The 15,695-nt window shown below is 60.1% G+C and carries 12 protein-coding genes, 2 tRNA genes and 1 pseudogene; 11 read left to right on the top strand and 4 right to left on the bottom strand.

What is annotated here, in order from left to right; genetic code table 11:
* The first annotated feature begins 6 nt into the window (after positions 1–6).
* The 6 genes and pseudogenes from hflK to JFT85_RS28715 all read left to right on the top strand — a co-directional run bounded on the left by hflK (position 7) and on the right by JFT85_RS28715 (position 6,957).
* Entirely contained in the window at positions 7–1,182 is a 1,176-nt protein-coding gene (gene hflK, locus JFT85_RS13350; RefSeq protein WP_012721916.1) for an FtsH protease activity modulator HflK, read from the top strand.
* Positions 1,182–2,048 carry a protease modulator HflC gene (gene hflC / locus JFT85_RS13345; RefSeq protein ID WP_053254051.1) on the top strand — a complete coding sequence of 289 codons (867 nt, stop codon included), beginning with the start codon at positions 1,182–1,184 and terminating at the stop codon, positions 2,046–2,048. Before hflK ends, hflC begins: the two co-directional genes overlap by 1 nt.
* A 303-nt stretch (positions 2,049–2,351) precedes the next feature.
* Positions 2,352–3,539, top strand: coding sequence for an ATP phosphoribosyltransferase regulatory subunit (locus JFT85_RS13340; RefSeq protein ID WP_053254052.1), 1,188 nt, complete (start codon positions 2,352–2,354; stop codon positions 3,537–3,539).
* A 54-nt stretch (positions 3,540–3,593) separates the two neighbouring features.
* The gene (locus JFT85_RS13335) at positions 3,594–4,883 is read left to right on the top strand and encodes an adenylosuccinate synthase (protein ID WP_053254053.1); all 1,290 of its coding nucleotides are present in this window, start codon (positions 3,594–3,596) and stop codon (positions 4,881–4,883) included.
* 112 nt (positions 4,884–4,995) lie between these two features.
* Positions 4,996–6,051 (top strand): annotated as a pseudogene (locus JFT85_RS28720) (methyl-accepting chemotaxis protein); the annotation flags it as partial.
* 21 nt (positions 6,052–6,072) lie between these two features.
* The gene (locus JFT85_RS28715; protein ID WP_372435876.1) at positions 6,073–6,957 is read left to right on the top strand and encodes a methyl-accepting chemotaxis protein; all 885 of its coding nucleotides are present in this window, start codon (positions 6,073–6,075) and stop codon (positions 6,955–6,957) included.
* 91 nt (positions 6,958–7,048) lie between these two features.
* Here JFT85_RS28715 and JFT85_RS13325 read toward each other — a convergent pair whose 3' ends face one another.
* The 4 genes from JFT85_RS13325 to JFT85_RS13310 form a co-directional block, all read right to left on the bottom strand.
* Positions 7,049–8,614 carry an ABC transporter permease gene (locus tag JFT85_RS13325; RefSeq protein WP_069550895.1) on the bottom strand — a complete coding sequence of 522 codons (1,566 nt, stop codon included), beginning with the start codon at positions 8,612–8,614 and terminating at the stop codon, positions 7,049–7,051.
* A complete protein-coding gene (locus JFT85_RS13320) occupies positions 8,614–9,639 on the bottom strand; it encodes an extracellular solute-binding protein (protein WP_069550896.1) in 1,026 nt (341 codons plus the stop codon). Before JFT85_RS13320 ends, JFT85_RS13325 begins: the two co-directional genes overlap by 1 nt.
* A 157-nt stretch (positions 9,640–9,796) precedes the next feature.
* A tRNA-Leu gene (locus tag JFT85_RS13315) sits at positions 9,797–9,883 on the bottom strand.
* Between the two features lie 177 nt (positions 9,884–10,060).
* A tRNA-Leu gene (locus JFT85_RS13310) sits at positions 10,061–10,147 on the bottom strand.
* 224 nt (positions 10,148–10,371) lie between these two features.
* On the opposite strand from JFT85_RS13310, the gene rnr reads away from it, so the two are divergent.
* The 5 genes from rnr (at position 10,372) to JFT85_RS13285 (ending at position 15,695) form a co-directional block, all read left to right on the top strand.
* Positions 10,372–13,005 (top strand): ribonuclease R, encoded by a 2,634-nt coding sequence (gene rnr, locus JFT85_RS13305; RefSeq protein ID WP_078827669.1) that lies wholly within the window; start codon positions 10,372–10,374, stop codon positions 13,003–13,005.
* Entirely contained in the window at positions 13,002–13,757 is a 756-nt protein-coding gene (gene rlmB / locus JFT85_RS13300; protein WP_053254058.1) for a 23S rRNA (guanosine(2251)-2'-O)-methyltransferase RlmB, read from the top strand. Before rnr ends, rlmB begins: the two co-directional genes overlap by 4 nt.
* A 326-nt stretch (positions 13,758–14,083) precedes the next feature.
* Complete coding sequence (rpsF, locus tag JFT85_RS13295) at positions 14,084–14,506, top strand: 30S ribosomal protein S6 (RefSeq protein ID WP_003217491.1); 423 nt, start codon at positions 14,084–14,086, stop codon at positions 14,504–14,506.
* A 28-nt stretch (positions 14,507–14,534) separates the two neighbouring features.
* A complete protein-coding gene (gene rpsR / locus JFT85_RS13290; protein WP_002551829.1) occupies positions 14,535–14,765 on the top strand; it encodes a 30S ribosomal protein S18 in 231 nt (76 codons plus the stop codon).
* Between the two features lie 36 nt (positions 14,766–14,801).
* Positions 14,802–15,695: a hypothetical protein gene (locus tag JFT85_RS13285; RefSeq protein ID WP_053254059.1), complete on the top strand. Its 894-nt coding sequence runs from the start codon at positions 14,802–14,804 to the stop codon at positions 15,693–15,695.

The raw sequence follows: 15,695 nt of genomic DNA, 5'->3' as shown, positions 1-15,695 counted from the left end.
AGCGCTATGGCTTGGAATGAGCCGGGTGGCAACTCGAATAATCAGGATCCTTGGGGTGGTAAGCGCCGCAATAATGGCGACCGCAAGGGGCCACCAGATCTCGACGAGGCCTTCCGAAAGCTGCAGGAAAGCCTGAATGGGTTGTTCGGTGGTGGAAAAAAACGCGGTGGTGACGAAGGCGGTCGTACAAGCAAGGGCGGCGGCTATGGCCTGCTGGGCCTGGGTCTTGTCGTGCTGGCTGCCGTCTGGCTGTACAGCGCCGTGTACGTGGTGGACGAGCAGGAGCAAGCCGTGGTGCTGCGCTTCGGCAAGTACTACGAGACGGTCGGGCCAGGCCTGAACATCTATTTCCCGCCGATCGACAAGAAGTACATGGAGAACGTCACGCGTGAGCGTGCCTACACCAAGCAGGGCCAGATGCTGACCGAAGACGAGAACATCGTCGAAGTGCCGCTGACCGTGCAGTACAAGATCAGCAACCTGCAGGACTTCGTGCTGAACGTTGATCAGCCTGAAATCAGCCTGCAACACGCAACCGAAAGCGCCCTGCGCCACGTGGTGGGTTCCACCGCCATGGACCAGGTGCTGACCGAAGGTCGTGAGTTGATGGCCAGCGAAATCAAGGAGCGTCTGCAACGCTTCCTCGATACCTATCGCACCGGTATCACGGTCACCCAGGTGAACGTACAAAGCGCAGCTGCACCGCGCGAAGTACAGGAAGCCTTTGACGACGTGATCCGCGCCCGTGAAGACGAGCAGCGTTCGCGTAACCAGGCTGAAACCTATGCCAACGGCGTCGTGCCGGAAGCGCGTGGTCAGGCCCAGCGTATCCTTGAGGATGCAAACGGTTACCGCGATGAAGTGGTTTCGCGTGCCAAGGGTGAGGCGGATCGCTTTACCAAGCTGGTCGCCGAGTACCGCAAGGCGCCGGAAGTCACGCGTGAGCGTCTGTACCTGGACACCATGCAGGAAGTTTTCAGCAACACCAGCAAGGTTCTCGTGACCGGCAGCAAAGGTGGGCAGAACAACCTGCTGTACCTGCCGCTGGACAAGATGATCGAAGGTGGTCGTAGCAGCACCAGCGCGCCGTCCACCGGTTCGAACGCTGCTGCCAACGAAGCGAGCGCCCGTGCGGCCGCTGACTTGCTGCAACAGCAAACACGTACCAGGGAGAGTCGTTGATGAGCAATAAATCGCTGACCGCCCTGATTGTGGGCGTCGTCGTGGTCATCGCTGCCTGGAACTGCTTCTACATCGTGTCTCAGACCGAGCGCGCGGTGTTGCTGCAATTCGGTCGTGTGGTCCAGGCGGATGTCCAGCCGGGCCTGCATGTGAAAGTCCCCTACGTGAACCAGGTGCGCAAGTTTGATGGCCGCCTGATGACCCTGGATGCACCGACACAGCGCTTCCTGACCCTGGAGAAGAAAGCCGTGATGGTTGACGCCTACGCCAAGTGGCGCGTCAAGGATGCCGAGCGTTTCTACACGGCGACTTCCGGCCTCAAGCAGATCGCCGACGAGCGCTTGTCGCGCCGTCTGGAATCGGGCCTGCGTGACCAGTTTGGTAAACGCACCCTGCACGAGGTGGTATCCGGTGAACGTGATGCGCTGATGGCTGACATCACACGCTCGTTGAACGCTATGGCTGAGAAAGAGCTGGGCATCGAAGTGGTCGATGTTCGCGTCAAGGCGATCGACCTGCCGAAGGAAGTGAACCGCAGCGTGTTCGAGCGTATGAGCACCGAGCGTGAGCGTGAAGCCCGTGAGCATCGCGCCAAGGGTAACGAGTTGGCTGAAGGTATCCGTGCGGATGCCGACCGTCAGCGTCGTGTACTGCTGGCGGAAGCCTATCGCGAGTCTGAAGAGGCCCGTGGTGATGGTGACGCTCAAGCCGCGGCGATCTACGCCAAGGCGTACGGCCAGGATCAGGAGTTTTATGCGTTCTATCGCAGCCTGCGCGCCTACCGTGAAAGCTTCGCGAACAAAACCGACGTCATGGTGCTGGACCCAAGCAGCGACTTCTTCCGCTACCTGGAAAAGTCCAAGTAATCAGCCTGTGACTCTGTAGGAAGCACTCCGTCGGGCGGCTAAAACGCCTGGCGGGGTGATCCTTTCAGAAAACGGGTGTATGATGCGGCAGCCGGGAAATTCCCGGCTTTTTTGCGTCTGCATGTTTGATTGTTGCTGGTTGCGCAGACGCCACAGGTTTTTCGAGGAAAGTGCCCGACGAGGCCGTTTGCAGGCCGTTCGTCACGTCGTTCTTGCGCGTTGTTTATGCAGGCGCCGGGTATTTTCTGCTTCACTCAAGGCTCGGCCGAGGGCTGGCCGCCCGGATCATAGGGGAATGGCGTAATGGCAACGGTAGACCGCTGGCTGCTGCCAGATGGCATCGAAGAAGTACTGCCACCAGAAGCTGCGCGCATTGAAGTAGCGCGTCGCCAGGTGTTGGATCTGTTCCAGAGCTGGGGTTACGAGTTTGTCGTGACTCCCCATATCGAGTACCTGGAATCCCTGCTGACCGGCGCGGGCCAGGACCTGGATCTGCGCACCTTTAAGGTCATCGACCCGCAATCGGGTCGGCAAATGGGCTTCCGGGCTGACATCACGCCGCAAGTGGCGCGTATTGATGCACATACCCTGCGCCGCGAAGGCCCAAGCCGTCTGTGCTACGCCGGCAGCGTGCTGCACGCGCAGCCGCGAGCCTTGTCGTCTTCCCGTAGCCCGATTCAGCTGGGCGCCGAGTTGTACGGTGATGCCAGCCCGAGCAGCGACGTTGAAGTGATCAGCTTGATGTTGGCCATGCTGCAACTGGCAGATGTGCCGGATGTGCACATGGACCTGGGTCACGTCGGTATCTACCGTGGCCTGGCCCGTGCGGCCGGCTTGTCAGGTGAAGTTGAGCAGCAGTTGTTCGATGCCCTGCAACGCAAGGCTATCGATGAAGTGGTTGCCCTCACCGAGGGTGTGCCTGCTGACCTCGCCGGCATGCTGCGCGCGCTGGTTGATCTGTGTGGTGGCCGTGAAGTGCTGGTGGCTGCACGTGAGCGCCTGGCCAATGCGCCGGCGCCAGTGCTGGCGGCGCTGGATGACGTGCTGGCGATTGCCGAGCGCTTGTCGGCGCGGTTCCCGCAGTTGCCGCTGTATTTTGACCTGGGTGAGTTGCGCGGCTACCACTACCACACCGGTGTGGTGTTCGCAGTGTTTGTGCCGGGTGTTGGCCAGGCCATCGCCCAAGGCGGTCGTTATGACGATATCGGCGCCGACTTCGGTCGTGCGCGTCCGGCGACTGGCTTTTCCACCGATTTGAAAACCCTGGTGACCCTGGGGCGTGCTGAGGTCGAGCTGCCGTCTGGTGGCATCTGGATGCCCGACAGTACGGACGCAGCACTCTGGCAGCAGGTTTGCCAGTTGCGCAGTGAGGGTCAGCGTGTTGTCCAGGCTTTGCCTGGGCAGCCATTGGCCGCCGCCCGTGAAGCGGACTGCGACCGGCAATTGATTCTGCAGAACGGGCTTTGGCAAGTATCGCCACTGGCTTCTTGAGTTTTCCTGCCGGCCATCGCCGGCACCAAGTTTGCGCGAATGAGGACAAGTGTTATGGGTAAGAATGTCGTAGTCCTGGGCACCCAATGGGGTGATGAGGGCAAAGGCAAGATCGTTGATCTGCTGACCGAACATGCTGCCGCCGTAGTGCGCTACCAAGGTGGCCACAATGCTGGCCACACCCTGGTCATCGATGGCGAAAAAACCGTCTTGCACCTGATTCCGTCGGGCGTCCTGCGCGAAGGCGTGCAGTGCCTGATCGGTAACGGCGTGGTGGTTGCACCTGACGCCCTGCTGCGTGAAATCACCAAGCTGGAAGAGAAAGGCGTACCGGTGCGTGAGCGCCTGCGTATCAGCCCGTCCTGCCCGCTGATCCTGTCCTTCCACGTAGCGCTGGACCAGGCCCGTGAAAAGGCCCGTGGCGAGCTGAAGATCGGCACCACCGGTCGCGGCATCGGCCCTGCGTACGAGGACAAAGTGGCGCGTCGTGGCCTGCGTGTGGGCGACCTGCTGAACATGCCGCGTTTTGCAGACAAGCTGCGTGAACTGGTGGAATACCACAACTTCATGTTGGTTGGTTACTACAAAGAGCCGGCCATCGACTTCGAAACCACCCTGGCCGAGTGCAAGGAATACGCCGAGCTGCTCAAGCCGCTGATGCTGGACGTGACTGCCGAGCTGCACGACCTGCGACGCGCCGGCAAAGACATCATGTTCGAAGGCGCCCAAGGTTCGTTGCTGGACATCGACCACGGCACCTACCCGTACGTGACCAGCTCCAACACCACCGCCGGTGGCGTTGCTACTGGTTCGGGCGTTGGTCCTATGTTCCTGGACTACATCCTGGGCATCACCAAGGCTTACACCACTCGCGTAGGTTCGGGTCCGTTCCCGACTGAGCTGTTCGACGAAGTCGGTGCGCACCTGGCCAAGCAAGGTCACGAGTTTGGCGCGACCACTGGCCGTGCCCGTCGTTGTGGTTGGTTTGACGCCGTTATCCTGCGTCGCGCAATCGATGTGAACAGCATTTCGGGCATCTGCCTGACCAAGCTGGACGTGCTCGACGGTCTGGAAGCCATCAACATCTGCGTCGGCTACAAAGACGCAGAAGGCAAGGACGTTGCTCCGACCGACGCTGACAGCTACGTAGGCCTGCAGCCTGTGTACGAAGAAGTGCCGGGTTGGACCGAATCGACCGTGGGCGCCAAAACCCTGGAAGAGCTGCCAGCCAACGCGCGTGCTTACATCAAACGCGTTGAAGAACTGATCGGCGCGCCGATTGACATTATTTCGACGGGCCCGGACCGCAACGAGACCATCGTTCTGCGTCACCCGTTCGCTTAATAAGCTGTTGATGTAAAAAGTAAAGGGCTCCTTCGGGAGCCCTTTTTTATTGGCGCCAGGCAAACGGCACGACCCTTGCTATGGTTCTCTCTTTCGCGGTGCTATCAAATTAATGGCACCCGTGGTGGAGGGATTTCCAGTGTCTGCCGTTCTCTCATTGTTACAAAGCCGGCTCTTGCGGCCGGTGTTCGTTACCCTCGGTATCGCTCTTTTGGTGCAAGTGCTGGTGGCTGTCGCTCTGACGAGGAGCACGGTCACTGCATTGGAAGCTGATTTGGGCAATCGCTTGGGTGTCGACAGCCAGAAACTTTCCGGTGAACTGGCGCAAGCCGGCAAGGAAGTCACCTCGAGTCTGGACAGCCTGTCTTCCAGTACCCGCCAGCGTCTGACCGCAGGGCTTTCCACGCGACTGCAGGAAGAGCAGAAGCAATTACGTGCGACCCTGGAAAAAGACCTGCAAGACTCCGCCAATGATATGGCGCAACTGCTGGCCTCGGTGGCGCCGCGCGCCATGTGGGACAGCGACGTGCCGACCTTGTCGGAGTTTGCCCGGCGTGCCCAGCGCAATCCCAACGTACTGTTCGTGGTCTACGACGACGCGGCCGGTGAGCATCTGACCCGTTATCTCAACCGTGACAACCCGATCAACCAGGAACTGCTGGCGAAAGGGCAGGGCGACCGCGCCCTGGATAAGGTGCTGGACGCCGCCAAGGCTGATCCTGCCGTTTACTACGTAGAGGCCTCCATCAGCCCCAACGGCGTCGAGATCGGCAAAGTGCGCATGGGGGTTTCGACGGCGTCCGTAGAGGCCGATCTGCAGGCGCTCGATAAACGCTTTGCCGCGCTGATCGCCAGCGGCGATCAGTTGGTGGGTGACAGTCTCAAAGGGGCTGCGGCCGACAGTGCTTCAGCCATGGGCGCACGCCTGCAATCGGCGCAAGCTACCGCGACCCAGATGACTGCCAACACCACCAGCGCTGTACAGGAGGCCGCCGGCACCCTGCGCTGGCGTATCGGCATGGGGCTCGCACTGGTGGGGTTCGGCGTATTGCTGCTGATCGCTATCGTGTTGGGGCGCCGAGTGGTCAATCGCCTGAAGCTGCTGATTGCGGCCATGGATGACTTGGCGGCGGGCGAGGGCGACCTCACCAAGCGCGTGCAGATCAACAGCAAGGATGAAATCGGCGACATGGCTTCGGCGGTCAATCGCTTTGTGGATAAATTGCAGCCGATCGTACGTGAGGCCGGGGATGTGGCCCAGCGTACTGGCGTGGAAATCGGCGCCATGACCTTGCGCAATGCCGGTGCCGACAAAGCGGCCGGTTTGCAGCGCGATGAAGTGGCTGAGAGCTTGCGTGCGCTGTCGCAAATGGCAGACGAGGCCCAGGCCGAAAGCCACGCGATGCAAGCGGCGTTGCAGCAAGTGGTGGAAATCCGCCAGGCAACGGACGAAAACTCGCGCACTTCGGCGGAAGTCGGCAGCTTGATCGAAGCGTTGGCGGGGCAGGTGCAGGCGGGGTCTCAGGTTATTGAGCGCCTGGCGCAGCAAAGCGAACAAATTGAAGTGGTGCTGACGGTGATTCACGGCATTGCCGAGCAAACCAACTTGCTGGCGCTTAACGCCGCGATCGAAGCTGCGCGTGCCGGTGAGACCGGGCGTGGCTTCGCGGTCGTGGCTGACGAGGTGCGTGCCCTGGCCAGCAAAACCCAGAGCTCCACGGGTGATATCCAGGCGCATATCGTGGCGTTGCAGCAGGGCGCACGTGAGGCGGTGGAAACCATCGGCAAGGCGGGGCGTCAGGCGAGCGAAGGCTTGCTGGTGCTGCGCGACAGCGTGCGCCTGCAGCAGACGGTGCAGGCTTCGGTGGAACAGGTGCATGCGGCCATTGGCTTGGCGACGCGTGCGGCTGAGCATCAGGCCCAGGGCGCGCATGCGGTGCGGGGGCGGGTCGAAGTGATTCACGCCCAGGCCGAGCGCGCTGCGCAGGCGGTGGTGGAGACCACGGCCAGCGGCAAGGTGCTGGATGGGTTGGCGGCGCAGTTGAAGGCGAGCCTGGGGCAGTTCAGGGCTTGATGTCGCCTGGGAGAACCCTTTCGCGAGCAAGCCCGCTTCCACATTTGAAACGCATTCCAATGTGGGAGCGGGCTTGCTCGCGAAAGCTATTTCAGCGGCTCAGATACATCCGCGTCGTCAGCAGATACACCGGCAACCCCGACACCAGAATCAACAGCGCCGCATAGGGCGCGGCTGCCGCGAACTCCACATTCGAGGTATGCGCCCACACGGCGGTGGCCAGGGTGTTCAGCCCGGTCGGGCTGAGCAGTAAGGTCGCCGTCAATTCCTTCATCGCATCCAGAAACACCAGCGCAAACGCGGCACCCAACGCCGGGAAAATGATCGGCAAGGTCACCCGGCAAAACGCGCTGAACGACGACGCGCCCAGTGTGCGCGCAGCCTCTTCCAGCTGCGGCGCGGCCTTGTTCAAGGCGGTGCGAATCGGCGCCTGTGCCAGCGGCAGGAACAACAGCGCGTAAGCGATCAGCAACAACACCGACGTCTGGTACAGCGCCGGCACATAATGCAGTGCGAAATACACCAGCGTCAGCGCGATCACCAGGCCGGGCAGGGCATGCAGCAAATAAGGCAGGCGTTCGGCCCAGATCGCCAGCCGGCCTTTGTAGCGCACCACCAGCAGGCCCACCGGCACCGCCAGCATCAGGCAAAGCGCAGCGCCACCCAGTGACAGTGTCAGGGAGGACAGCAGCGCCTCGCCGATTTCCGCCACGGGAAACGCCGCTGACGAACCTACCGCCAACCAGTAGCCGAGCATCCCCAAAGGAATGCCGCTGCCAATGATCGCCAGCGCCAGGCAATAGAGTTGACCGAGCGGCGCCCATTTACCCAATTGAACCTGTTCAGCATGGCGCGCCGCGCCCTGGCCGATGCGCACATGCCGGCCCTTGCCGCGTACGCGCAGCTCCAGCCACAGCAGCGTCAGGCACATCACCAGCAACACCGCCGAGAGCATCGCGGCATTGGCATTGCTGAATTCCAGTTCGAATTGTTGATAGATGGCCGTGGTGAACGTCTGCAGGCCGATGATCGACAGCGCGCCGAACTCCACCAGCATATGCAGGGCGATCAGCAGCGCACCCGCAAGGAGTGAGGGCCACAGCAAAGGCAGGGTAATACGGAAAAACACCCCCCAACGATTCAGTCCCAGGGTGCGGGCCGACTCTTCAAGGGATGGGTCAAGATTGCGCAGGGTCGCCGCCACCGGCAGAAACACCAGCGGGTATTTGGACAGGGTCATTACCAGGATCGCCCCGCCCAGCCCTTCGAAGTTGGCGCTCAGCGACACCCAGGTAAAGCTGCTGACAAACGCCGGCACCGCAAACGGCAGGCACAGGATCACGCCCCAGATGCGCCGGCCCGGCAGGTTGCTGCGTTCCAGCAGCCAAGCCAGGGACAGGCCGATTACGCCGCAGGCCAGCGTCACGCCAATCATCAGCGCCAGGGTGTTGCGCAGCAGGCCGAATACATAGGGCCGCCACAGCAGATGCACCGCCTCTGCCCAGCCGGCCTGCCAGGCCTTGGTGCCGACATACAGCAGCGGCAACAGGCTCAGGCCCACCAGAAACAGCACGGGGAGCAACAGCCAGATCGAGGGGCGCTTGCGGCGCGGGCGCAAACCCCCGCGCAAGGCGGGGGCGGTTAGCGATGGGTTCATCAGTTCAAGCCAACCTCACGTTCCAGTTCCAGGGCTTCTTCAGCGTTACCCAGGTCGGCCGGGGTGACTTTCGGCGGTTGCAGCTCGCTGAAAGGCTTGAGGCCACGGTTGGATTCCATGCCCTTGCGCAGCGGGTATTCCGCCGAGGTATTGGTGATGACGCGCTGGCCTTCTTCGCTGGTCATGAACGCCAGTAGTTGCTGGGCTTCTTTGGGGTGTTTGCTGGATTTCAGTGCGGCAGCGGAAGACACGGTAATCAGGCCGCCGGCGTCACCATCGGTGAAGTAATGCAGTTGTGAATCCAGGTTGGTTTTTTCTTTCTTGAGGGCAAACCAGTAGTAGTTGTTCACCAGTACGGTGGCCACTTCGCCATTTTCCACGGCTTTAAGGGCGACCATGTTGTTGCTGTACACCTTGCCGAAGGCGCGCAGGCCGGTCAGCCATTCTTCAGCGGCTTCGCGACCGTGCAGTTTGATAATCGCCACGGCCTGTTCCTGGAACGCGCCGCTGGTAGGTACAAAGCCGACTTTGCCTTGCCACTCGGGGCCGGCGAAATCCAGTACCGATTTAGGCAGGTCTTTTTCAGCAATCAGTTTCGGGTTGAACGCGACGACGCGGGTGCGTGCGGTCACGCCCATCCAGTCAGCGTTTTTGCCGACATAGTCTTTGGGTAATACGTCGAGGGTGCTGGCGTCGATCTTCGCCAGCAGGCCTTGCTCGCCGAGTTTGTTCAGCGGCGGCGATTCTTCGGTGTAGATCACGTCAGCGGGGGAGCGGTTGCCTTCTTCGACGATCTGGCTGGCCAACTGGTTGCTGCTGCCTTTGCGCACATTGACGTGAATGCCGGTCTTGGCTTCGAAGGCCTTGGCGAGTTGATCGCCGACTTCTTTGTGTTGGCCGTTGTACAAGGTCAGTGACACTTTGTCGGCGGAGTAGGCAGTTGGCGAGAGCAGGGTCAGGCCAAGCAGGGTGAGGGTCAGGCCACGCAGAAGGGATGTCTTGAGACGGGTATTGCGTATGGTCATCCGAAGCTTTCCTCGTATAAGTGCAACAAATCATTGCCGATTTGTATGAGCAGGATAAACGATAAAACTTCTCAAGTGCGGATGAGGGGCAAATCACTGGGGAAGTTTTCAAACCCCGGAAACGAAAAAACCCGCTTTCGCGGGTTTGATCTGAATTTGGTGCCCAGGAGAAGACTCGAACTTCCACGACCTTGCGATCACCAGCACCTGAAGCTGGCGTGTCTACCAATTTCACCACCTGGGCATTATCAACAACGCTTGCGCCGTTGATGGAGCGAACTATACGGAGGGCTTTTTGATCTGTAAACCCCTGATATCAAAAATATAAATCTATATTCTCGTTAAAAATCAAAGGGCTGAAACGCAAAAACCCGCTTTCGCGGGTTTTTGGAGACTCAAGGCGTAACCTTGAGTTTGAAATTGGTGCCCAGGAGAAGACTCGAACTTCCACGACCTTGCGATCACCAGCACCTGAAGCTGGCGTGTCTACCAATTTCACCACCTGGGCAGCATCAACAACGTTGCCGTCGTCGATGGCGCGCACTATACGGAGCGGATTTTAAGCTGTAAAGCCCTGCTATGAAAAAAGCCTGGAAAATTTCGCCAATGGTCGTGCAAGGTGTGCGCCAGGGGCTACAAAGGGCTTTTAAAGGCTTGTTGACGTCTGAAATTTCCCGTTTCAATACGCGTATGCCAAACTAACCCGCATATAGACAAGGTGAAAACTCTCTAATGGCCGATTGGCAGTCCCTCGATCCCGAGGCCGCTCGTGAAGCGGAAAAATATGAAAACCCTATTCCTAGCCGCGAACTGATCCTGGCGCATCTCGCCGATCGTGGTTCGCCTGCTAGCCGCGAGCAGCTGGTTGAAGAATTCGGTCTGACCACCGAAGACCAGCTCGAAGCCCTGCGCCGCCGTTTGCGTGCCATGGAGCGCGACGCTCAACTGATCTACACCCGCCGTGGTACCTACGCGCCGGTGGATAAGCTCGACCTGATCCTCGGCCGCATTGCCGGCCACCGTGATGGTTTCGGCTTCCTGATCCCGGACGACGGCAGCGACGACCTGTTCATGAGCCCGGCGCAAATGCGCCTGGTGTTCGATGGCGACCGTGCGCTGGCGCGCGTTTCCGGCCTGGACCGTCGTGGTCGCCGTGAAGGTGTGATCGTCGAAGTGGTGTCGCGTGCCCACGAGTCTATCGTCGGCCGTTACTTCGAAGAGGGCGGTATTGGCTTTGTTGTGCCCGATAACCCCAAGGTCCAGCAGGAAGTGCTGATTACCCCGGGTCGTAACGGCGCCGCCAAGGTCGGCCAGTTCGTCGAGGTGAAAATCACCCATTGGCCAACTGCGCGTTTCCAACCGCAGGGCGATATCGTTGAGGTGGTCGGCAACTACATGGCGCCGGGCATGGAAATCGACGTTGCGTTGCGCACCTACGATATTCCTCACGTCTGGCCTGAGGCTGTGCTCAAAGAAGCCGCCAAGCTCAAGCCGGAAGTGGAAGAGAAGGACAAAGAAAAACGCATCGATCTGCGCCATCTGCCGTTCGTCACCATTGACGGCGAAGATGCCCGCGACTTCGATGATGCGGTCTACTGCGAAGCCAAACCTGGCAAGTTGCGCCTGTTCTCCGGCGGCTGGAAGCTGTTCGTCGCGATTGCCGACGTGTCCAGCTATGTGAAGATCGGTTCGGCCCTGGACAACGAAGCCCAGGTGCGCGGCAACTCGGTGTACTTCCCTGAGCGCGTGATTCCGATGCTGCCTGAGCAGCTGTCCAACGGCTTGTGCTCCCTGAACCCGAAAGTCGACCGTTTGGCCATGGTGTGCGAGATGACCATCTCGAAAACCGGCGAAATGACGGACTACCAGTTCTACGAAGCGGTGATCCATTCCCAGGCGCGCCTGACCTACAACAAGGTCAGCACCATCCTGGAACAGCCGAAGACCAGCGAAGCTAAAGCGCTGCGCGGTGAGTACGGCCATGTCGTGCCGCACCTCAAGCAGCTTTACGCGTTGTACAAGGTGCTGTTGGGCGCTCGTCACGTGCGTGGCGCGATCGACTTTGAAACGCAGGAAACCCGAATTGTCTTCGGTTCCGAGCGCAAGATCGCCGCAATCACCCCGACCACGCGTAACGATGCGCACAAGCTGATCGAGGAATGCATGCTGGCGGCCAACGTGGCCACTGCGGAATTCCTGAAAAAGCACGAGATTCCTGCGTTGTACCGGGTGCATGACGGCCCGCCGCCGGAGCGCCTGGAGAAGCTGCGCGCGTTCCTCGGTGAGCTCGGTTTGTCCCTGCACAAAGGCAAGGATGGCCCGACGCCGAAGGACTACCAGGCACTGCTCGCGAGCATCAAGGACCGTCCGGATTACCACGTGATCCAGACCGTAATGCTGCGCTCCCTGAGCCAGGCGGTGTACAGCGCTGATAACCAGGGCCACTTCGGCCTGAATTACGAAGCGTACACCCACTTCACTTCGCCGATTCGTCGTTACCCGGACCTGCTCACGCACCGCGCGATCCGCAGTGTGATCCATTCCAAGCAGAACACCCCGCACGTCAAGCGCGCCGGTGCCATGACCATTCCGAAAGCACGGATTTATCCGTACGACGAGGCGGCCCTGGAACAGCTGGGCGAGCAGTGCTCCATGAGCGAGCGCCGTGCCGACGAAGCCACTCGCGACGTAGTGAACTGGCTGAAGTGCGAGTTCATGAAAGACCGCGTGGGCGAGTCGTTCCCAGGCGTCATTACGGCCGTGACGGGTTTTGGTCTGTTCGTTGAGCTGACTGACATTTACGTCGAAGGCTTGGTGCACGTCACCGCGTTGCCGGGTGACTACTACCACTTTGACCCTGTGCATCACCGCCTGGCGGGCGAGCGTACCGGTCGCAGCTTCCGTTTGGGCGATACCGTGGAAGTGCAGGTCATGCGCGTCGACCTTGACGAGCGCAAGATCGACTTCGGTATGCCTGACAAGCCCGTCGAGCCGACTGGCCGTAAAAAACGTGGCAGCGAAACCGCAGCGCCGGCCGCCAAAGGTAAGGCGGCGCCTGCCAAAGCAGTGGCCGTCGAGGCTGAGCCAGCCAAGGCTGGCCGTCGTTCGTCGGCCAAGGACAAGGCCCCCGAAGCCTACCGCCCAAGCGACGCTGCGGCGAAAAACGCCGAGTTGCGTCGCAGCCGCGAGTTGAAGCAGCAGTTGCTCAGCGAAGCCAAAAGCGGTGGTAAAGCGGCGTCTGGGGGAAAGTCCCAGGGGGCCGAAAAGCCGTCGAGCAAACCGAGTAAACACCGTAAAGGCCCGCCAAAAGCGGGTTCGGCTCCCGCGAAAAGCGGCGGGTCGCGCAAACCTAAGGCCAAGTCATGAGTCTGGAAAAAATCTACGGCGTGCACGCCGTAGAAGCACTGCTGCGTCACCACCCCAAGCGCGTCAAGCAAGTGTGGTTGGCAGAAGGTCGCAGCGAGCCGCGCGTACAAGCGCTGGTCGAGCTGGCGACCCAGAATAAAGTTGCCATCGGCCAAGCCGAGCGTCGTGAAATGGACGTGTGGGTAGAAGGCGTTCACCAAGGCGTGGTGGCGGACGTAAGTCCGAGCCAGGTCTGGGGCGAGGCCATGCTCGACGAACTGCTCGACCGTACCGAAGGTGCGCCGTTGCTGCTGGTGCTGGACGGCGTGACCGACCCGCACAACCTCGGCGCTTGCCTGCGTTCGGCAGATGCTGCCGGTGCGCTGGCGGTGATTGTGCCGAAAGACAAGTCGGCCACCCTGACGCCGGTCGTGCGCAAGGTTGCCTGCGGCGCGGCGGAAGTGATTCCGTTGGTGGCCGTGACCAACCTGGCGCGCACCCTGGAGAAACTCCAGCAGCGCGGCCTGTGGGTCGTGGGTACGGCAGGCGAGGCCGAGGTCAGCCTTTATGACCAGGACCTCACCGGCCCGACCATCCTGATCATGGGGGCTGAAGGCAAGGGCATGCGTCGCCTCACCCGTGAGCACTGCGATTACCTGGTGAAGTTGCCGATGGCCGGTAGCGTCAGCAGCCTCAACGTGTCGGTTGCCACCGGCGTGTGCCTGTTTGAAGCCCAGCGCCAGCGCGGTGCCAAGGCCAAGAGCAAGAAGTAACCCGATCAAAAATGTGCGGGCGGGCTTATATGGGAGCCGGGCTTGCCTGCGATAGCGTCACCTCAGTCTCGCTGAAAGACTGAGGTGCCTGCATCGCGGGCAAGCCCGGTTCCCACATAAGACCCTCGCACATTTTTTTGGGCTGAATGGGTGATTGTTCAAATAATCACCAATCACCTTGCGCCGTTTCTCCCCCTTCTCTACAATTGCGCCCCTTGCCTTCATGGCAGGCACGCATGTGCCTCCCTTTGGCAAGATCCATAAGTGTCATTCACTCCTTGTCTGACCGTTTTTGAGCGGCAGGCTACAACCCGTAAGGAGCATTCATGCGTCATTACGAAATCATCTTTTTGGTCCACCCGGATCAAAGCGAGCAAGTCGGCGGCATGGTTGAGCGTTACACCAAGCTGATCGAAGAAGACGGCGGCAAAATCCACCGTCTGGAAGATTGGGGCCGTCGTCAACTGGCCTACGCAATCAACAATGTTCACAAGGCTCACTACGTGATGCTGAACGTTGAGTGCACTGGCAAGGCCCTGGCCGAGCTGGAAGACAACTTCCGCTACAACGATGCAGTGATCCGTAACCTGGTCATCCGTCGCGAAGAAGCCGTTACCGGCCAATCCGAGATGCTCAAGGCTGAAGAAAACCGCAGTGAGCGCCGTGAGCGTCGCGACCGTCCTGAGCACGAAGGCGCCGAAAGCGCTGATAGTGATGACAGCGACAACAGCGATAACGCTGACGAGTAATCCACGGACCTTTTAAGGAGCCTATCAAATGGCACGTTTCTTCCGTCGTCGTAAATTCTGCCGCTTCACCGCTGAAGACGTGAAAGAGATCGATTACAAAGATCTCAACACTCTGAAAGCTTACGTATCCGAGACCGGCAAAATCGTTCCAAGCCGTATCACCGGTACCAAAGCACGTTATCAGCGTCAGCTGGCCACCGCTATCAAGCGCGCCCGCTTCCTGGCCCTGCTGGCCTACACCGACAGCCACGGCCGCTGAGACCGGGCAGTCGACAAGTAGTAAGGGATTGAATGCATGCGCGCCTTAGCTGAGTTCATCATGCGCGGTCGCGTGCAGGCCACTTTGGTAGTGGCTGGATGTGCGGCATTGCCGTTGCTTTATTGGTTGGGTGCTGCCGCAGGTTGCCTAGTGCTGCTGCGGCGCGGTTTGAAGGACGCCCTTGGCGTCCTTGCCCTGGGATTGTTGCCGGCCTTGATCTGGTGGCTGCAATTTGGTGATCCGCGGGTACTTTTGGTACTGCTGGGGTCATCAAGCCTTGCGTTGGTTTTACGCGCAAGTGAGTCCTGGGTCCGTACGCTGCTGGTCAGCGTGGCATTGGGGTTGGTGTACTCAGTGATGCTTGGCGCGGCTTTCCGCCCGCAAATCGAGGCGCTGTCGCAGGAAATCGTCAAGATCCTGCCGATGGCCCTCGGGGATCTCTACCAGCAGTTGTCGGTAGATGAGCGAGCGCGGTTTGCGTCACTGATTGCCCCGGTCCTGACCGGCCTGATTGCGGCATTGTTGCAGGTCGTCAGCGTGCTGAGCCTGATTCTTGGGCGTTATTGGCAGGCGTTGTTGTACAACCCGGGTGGTTTTGGTCGCGAGTTTCGCAGTATCAGAATCCCTGCGGGGCCGGCGATGTTGCTGCTGGCGTGCATGGTTGTCGGGCCGAACTTCGGTCCACAGATGGCCTTGCTGGCGCCGATTTGCAGCGTACCGCTGGTGTTTGCCGGGCTGGCCCTGATTCATGGGCTGGTTGCGCGAAAGCGTCTGGCCAAGTTTTGGCTGGTGGGGTTGTACGTAACGCTGTTGCTGTTCATGCAGCTGATCTATCCGTTACTCGTGGTTTTGGCCATTGTCGACGGTCTGATTGATTTTCGCGGTCGTCTGGCGTCGAAAGACGCCGATAACGCGAACGGTGAAGGTTAA

The organism is Pseudomonas sp. TH04, assembly GCF_016651355.1.
Classification (GTDB): Bacteria; Pseudomonadota; Gammaproteobacteria; order Pseudomonadales; family Pseudomonadaceae; genus Aquipseudomonas; species Aquipseudomonas fluorescens.
This window is presented reverse-complemented; position numbering and strand designations above follow the sequence as displayed.

Coding starts and splice junctions, on each gene's coding strand:
- rpsF (WP_003217491.1), top strand. CDS start 14,084: ATGCGTCATTACGAAATCATCTTTTTGGTCCACCCGGATCAAAGCGAG.
- JFT85_RS13335 (WP_053254053.1), top strand. CDS start 3,594: ATGGGTAAGAATGTCGTAGTCCTGGGCACCCAATGGGGTGATGAGGGC.
- rlmB (WP_053254058.1), top strand. CDS start 13,002: ATGAGTCTGGAAAAAATCTACGGCGTGCACGCCGTAGAAGCACTGCTG.
- JFT85_RS13325 (WP_069550895.1), bottom strand. CDS start 8,614: ATGAACCCATCGCTAACCGCCCCCGCCTTGCGCGGGGGTTTGCGCCCG.
- rpsR (WP_002551829.1), top strand. CDS start 14,535: ATGGCACGTTTCTTCCGTCGTCGTAAATTCTGCCGCTTCACCGCTGAA.
- JFT85_RS28715 (WP_372435876.1), top strand. CDS start 6,073: ATGGCTTCGGCGGTCAATCGCTTTGTGGATAAATTGCAGCCGATCGTA.
- hflK (WP_012721916.1), top strand. CDS start 7: ATGGCTTGGAATGAGCCGGGTGGCAACTCGAATAATCAGGATCCTTGG.
- JFT85_RS13340 (WP_053254052.1), top strand. CDS start 2,352: ATGGCAACGGTAGACCGCTGGCTGCTGCCAGATGGCATCGAAGAAGTA.
- rnr (WP_078827669.1), top strand. CDS start 10,372: ATGGCCGATTGGCAGTCCCTCGATCCCGAGGCCGCTCGTGAAGCGGAA.
- hflC (WP_053254051.1), top strand. CDS start 1,182: ATGAGCAATAAATCGCTGACCGCCCTGATTGTGGGCGTCGTCGTGGTC.
- JFT85_RS13285 (WP_053254059.1), top strand. CDS start 14,802: ATGCGCGCCTTAGCTGAGTTCATCATGCGCGGTCGCGTGCAGGCCACT.
- JFT85_RS13320 (WP_069550896.1), bottom strand. CDS start 9,639: ATGACCATACGCAATACCCGTCTCAAGACATCCCTTCTGCGTGGCCTG.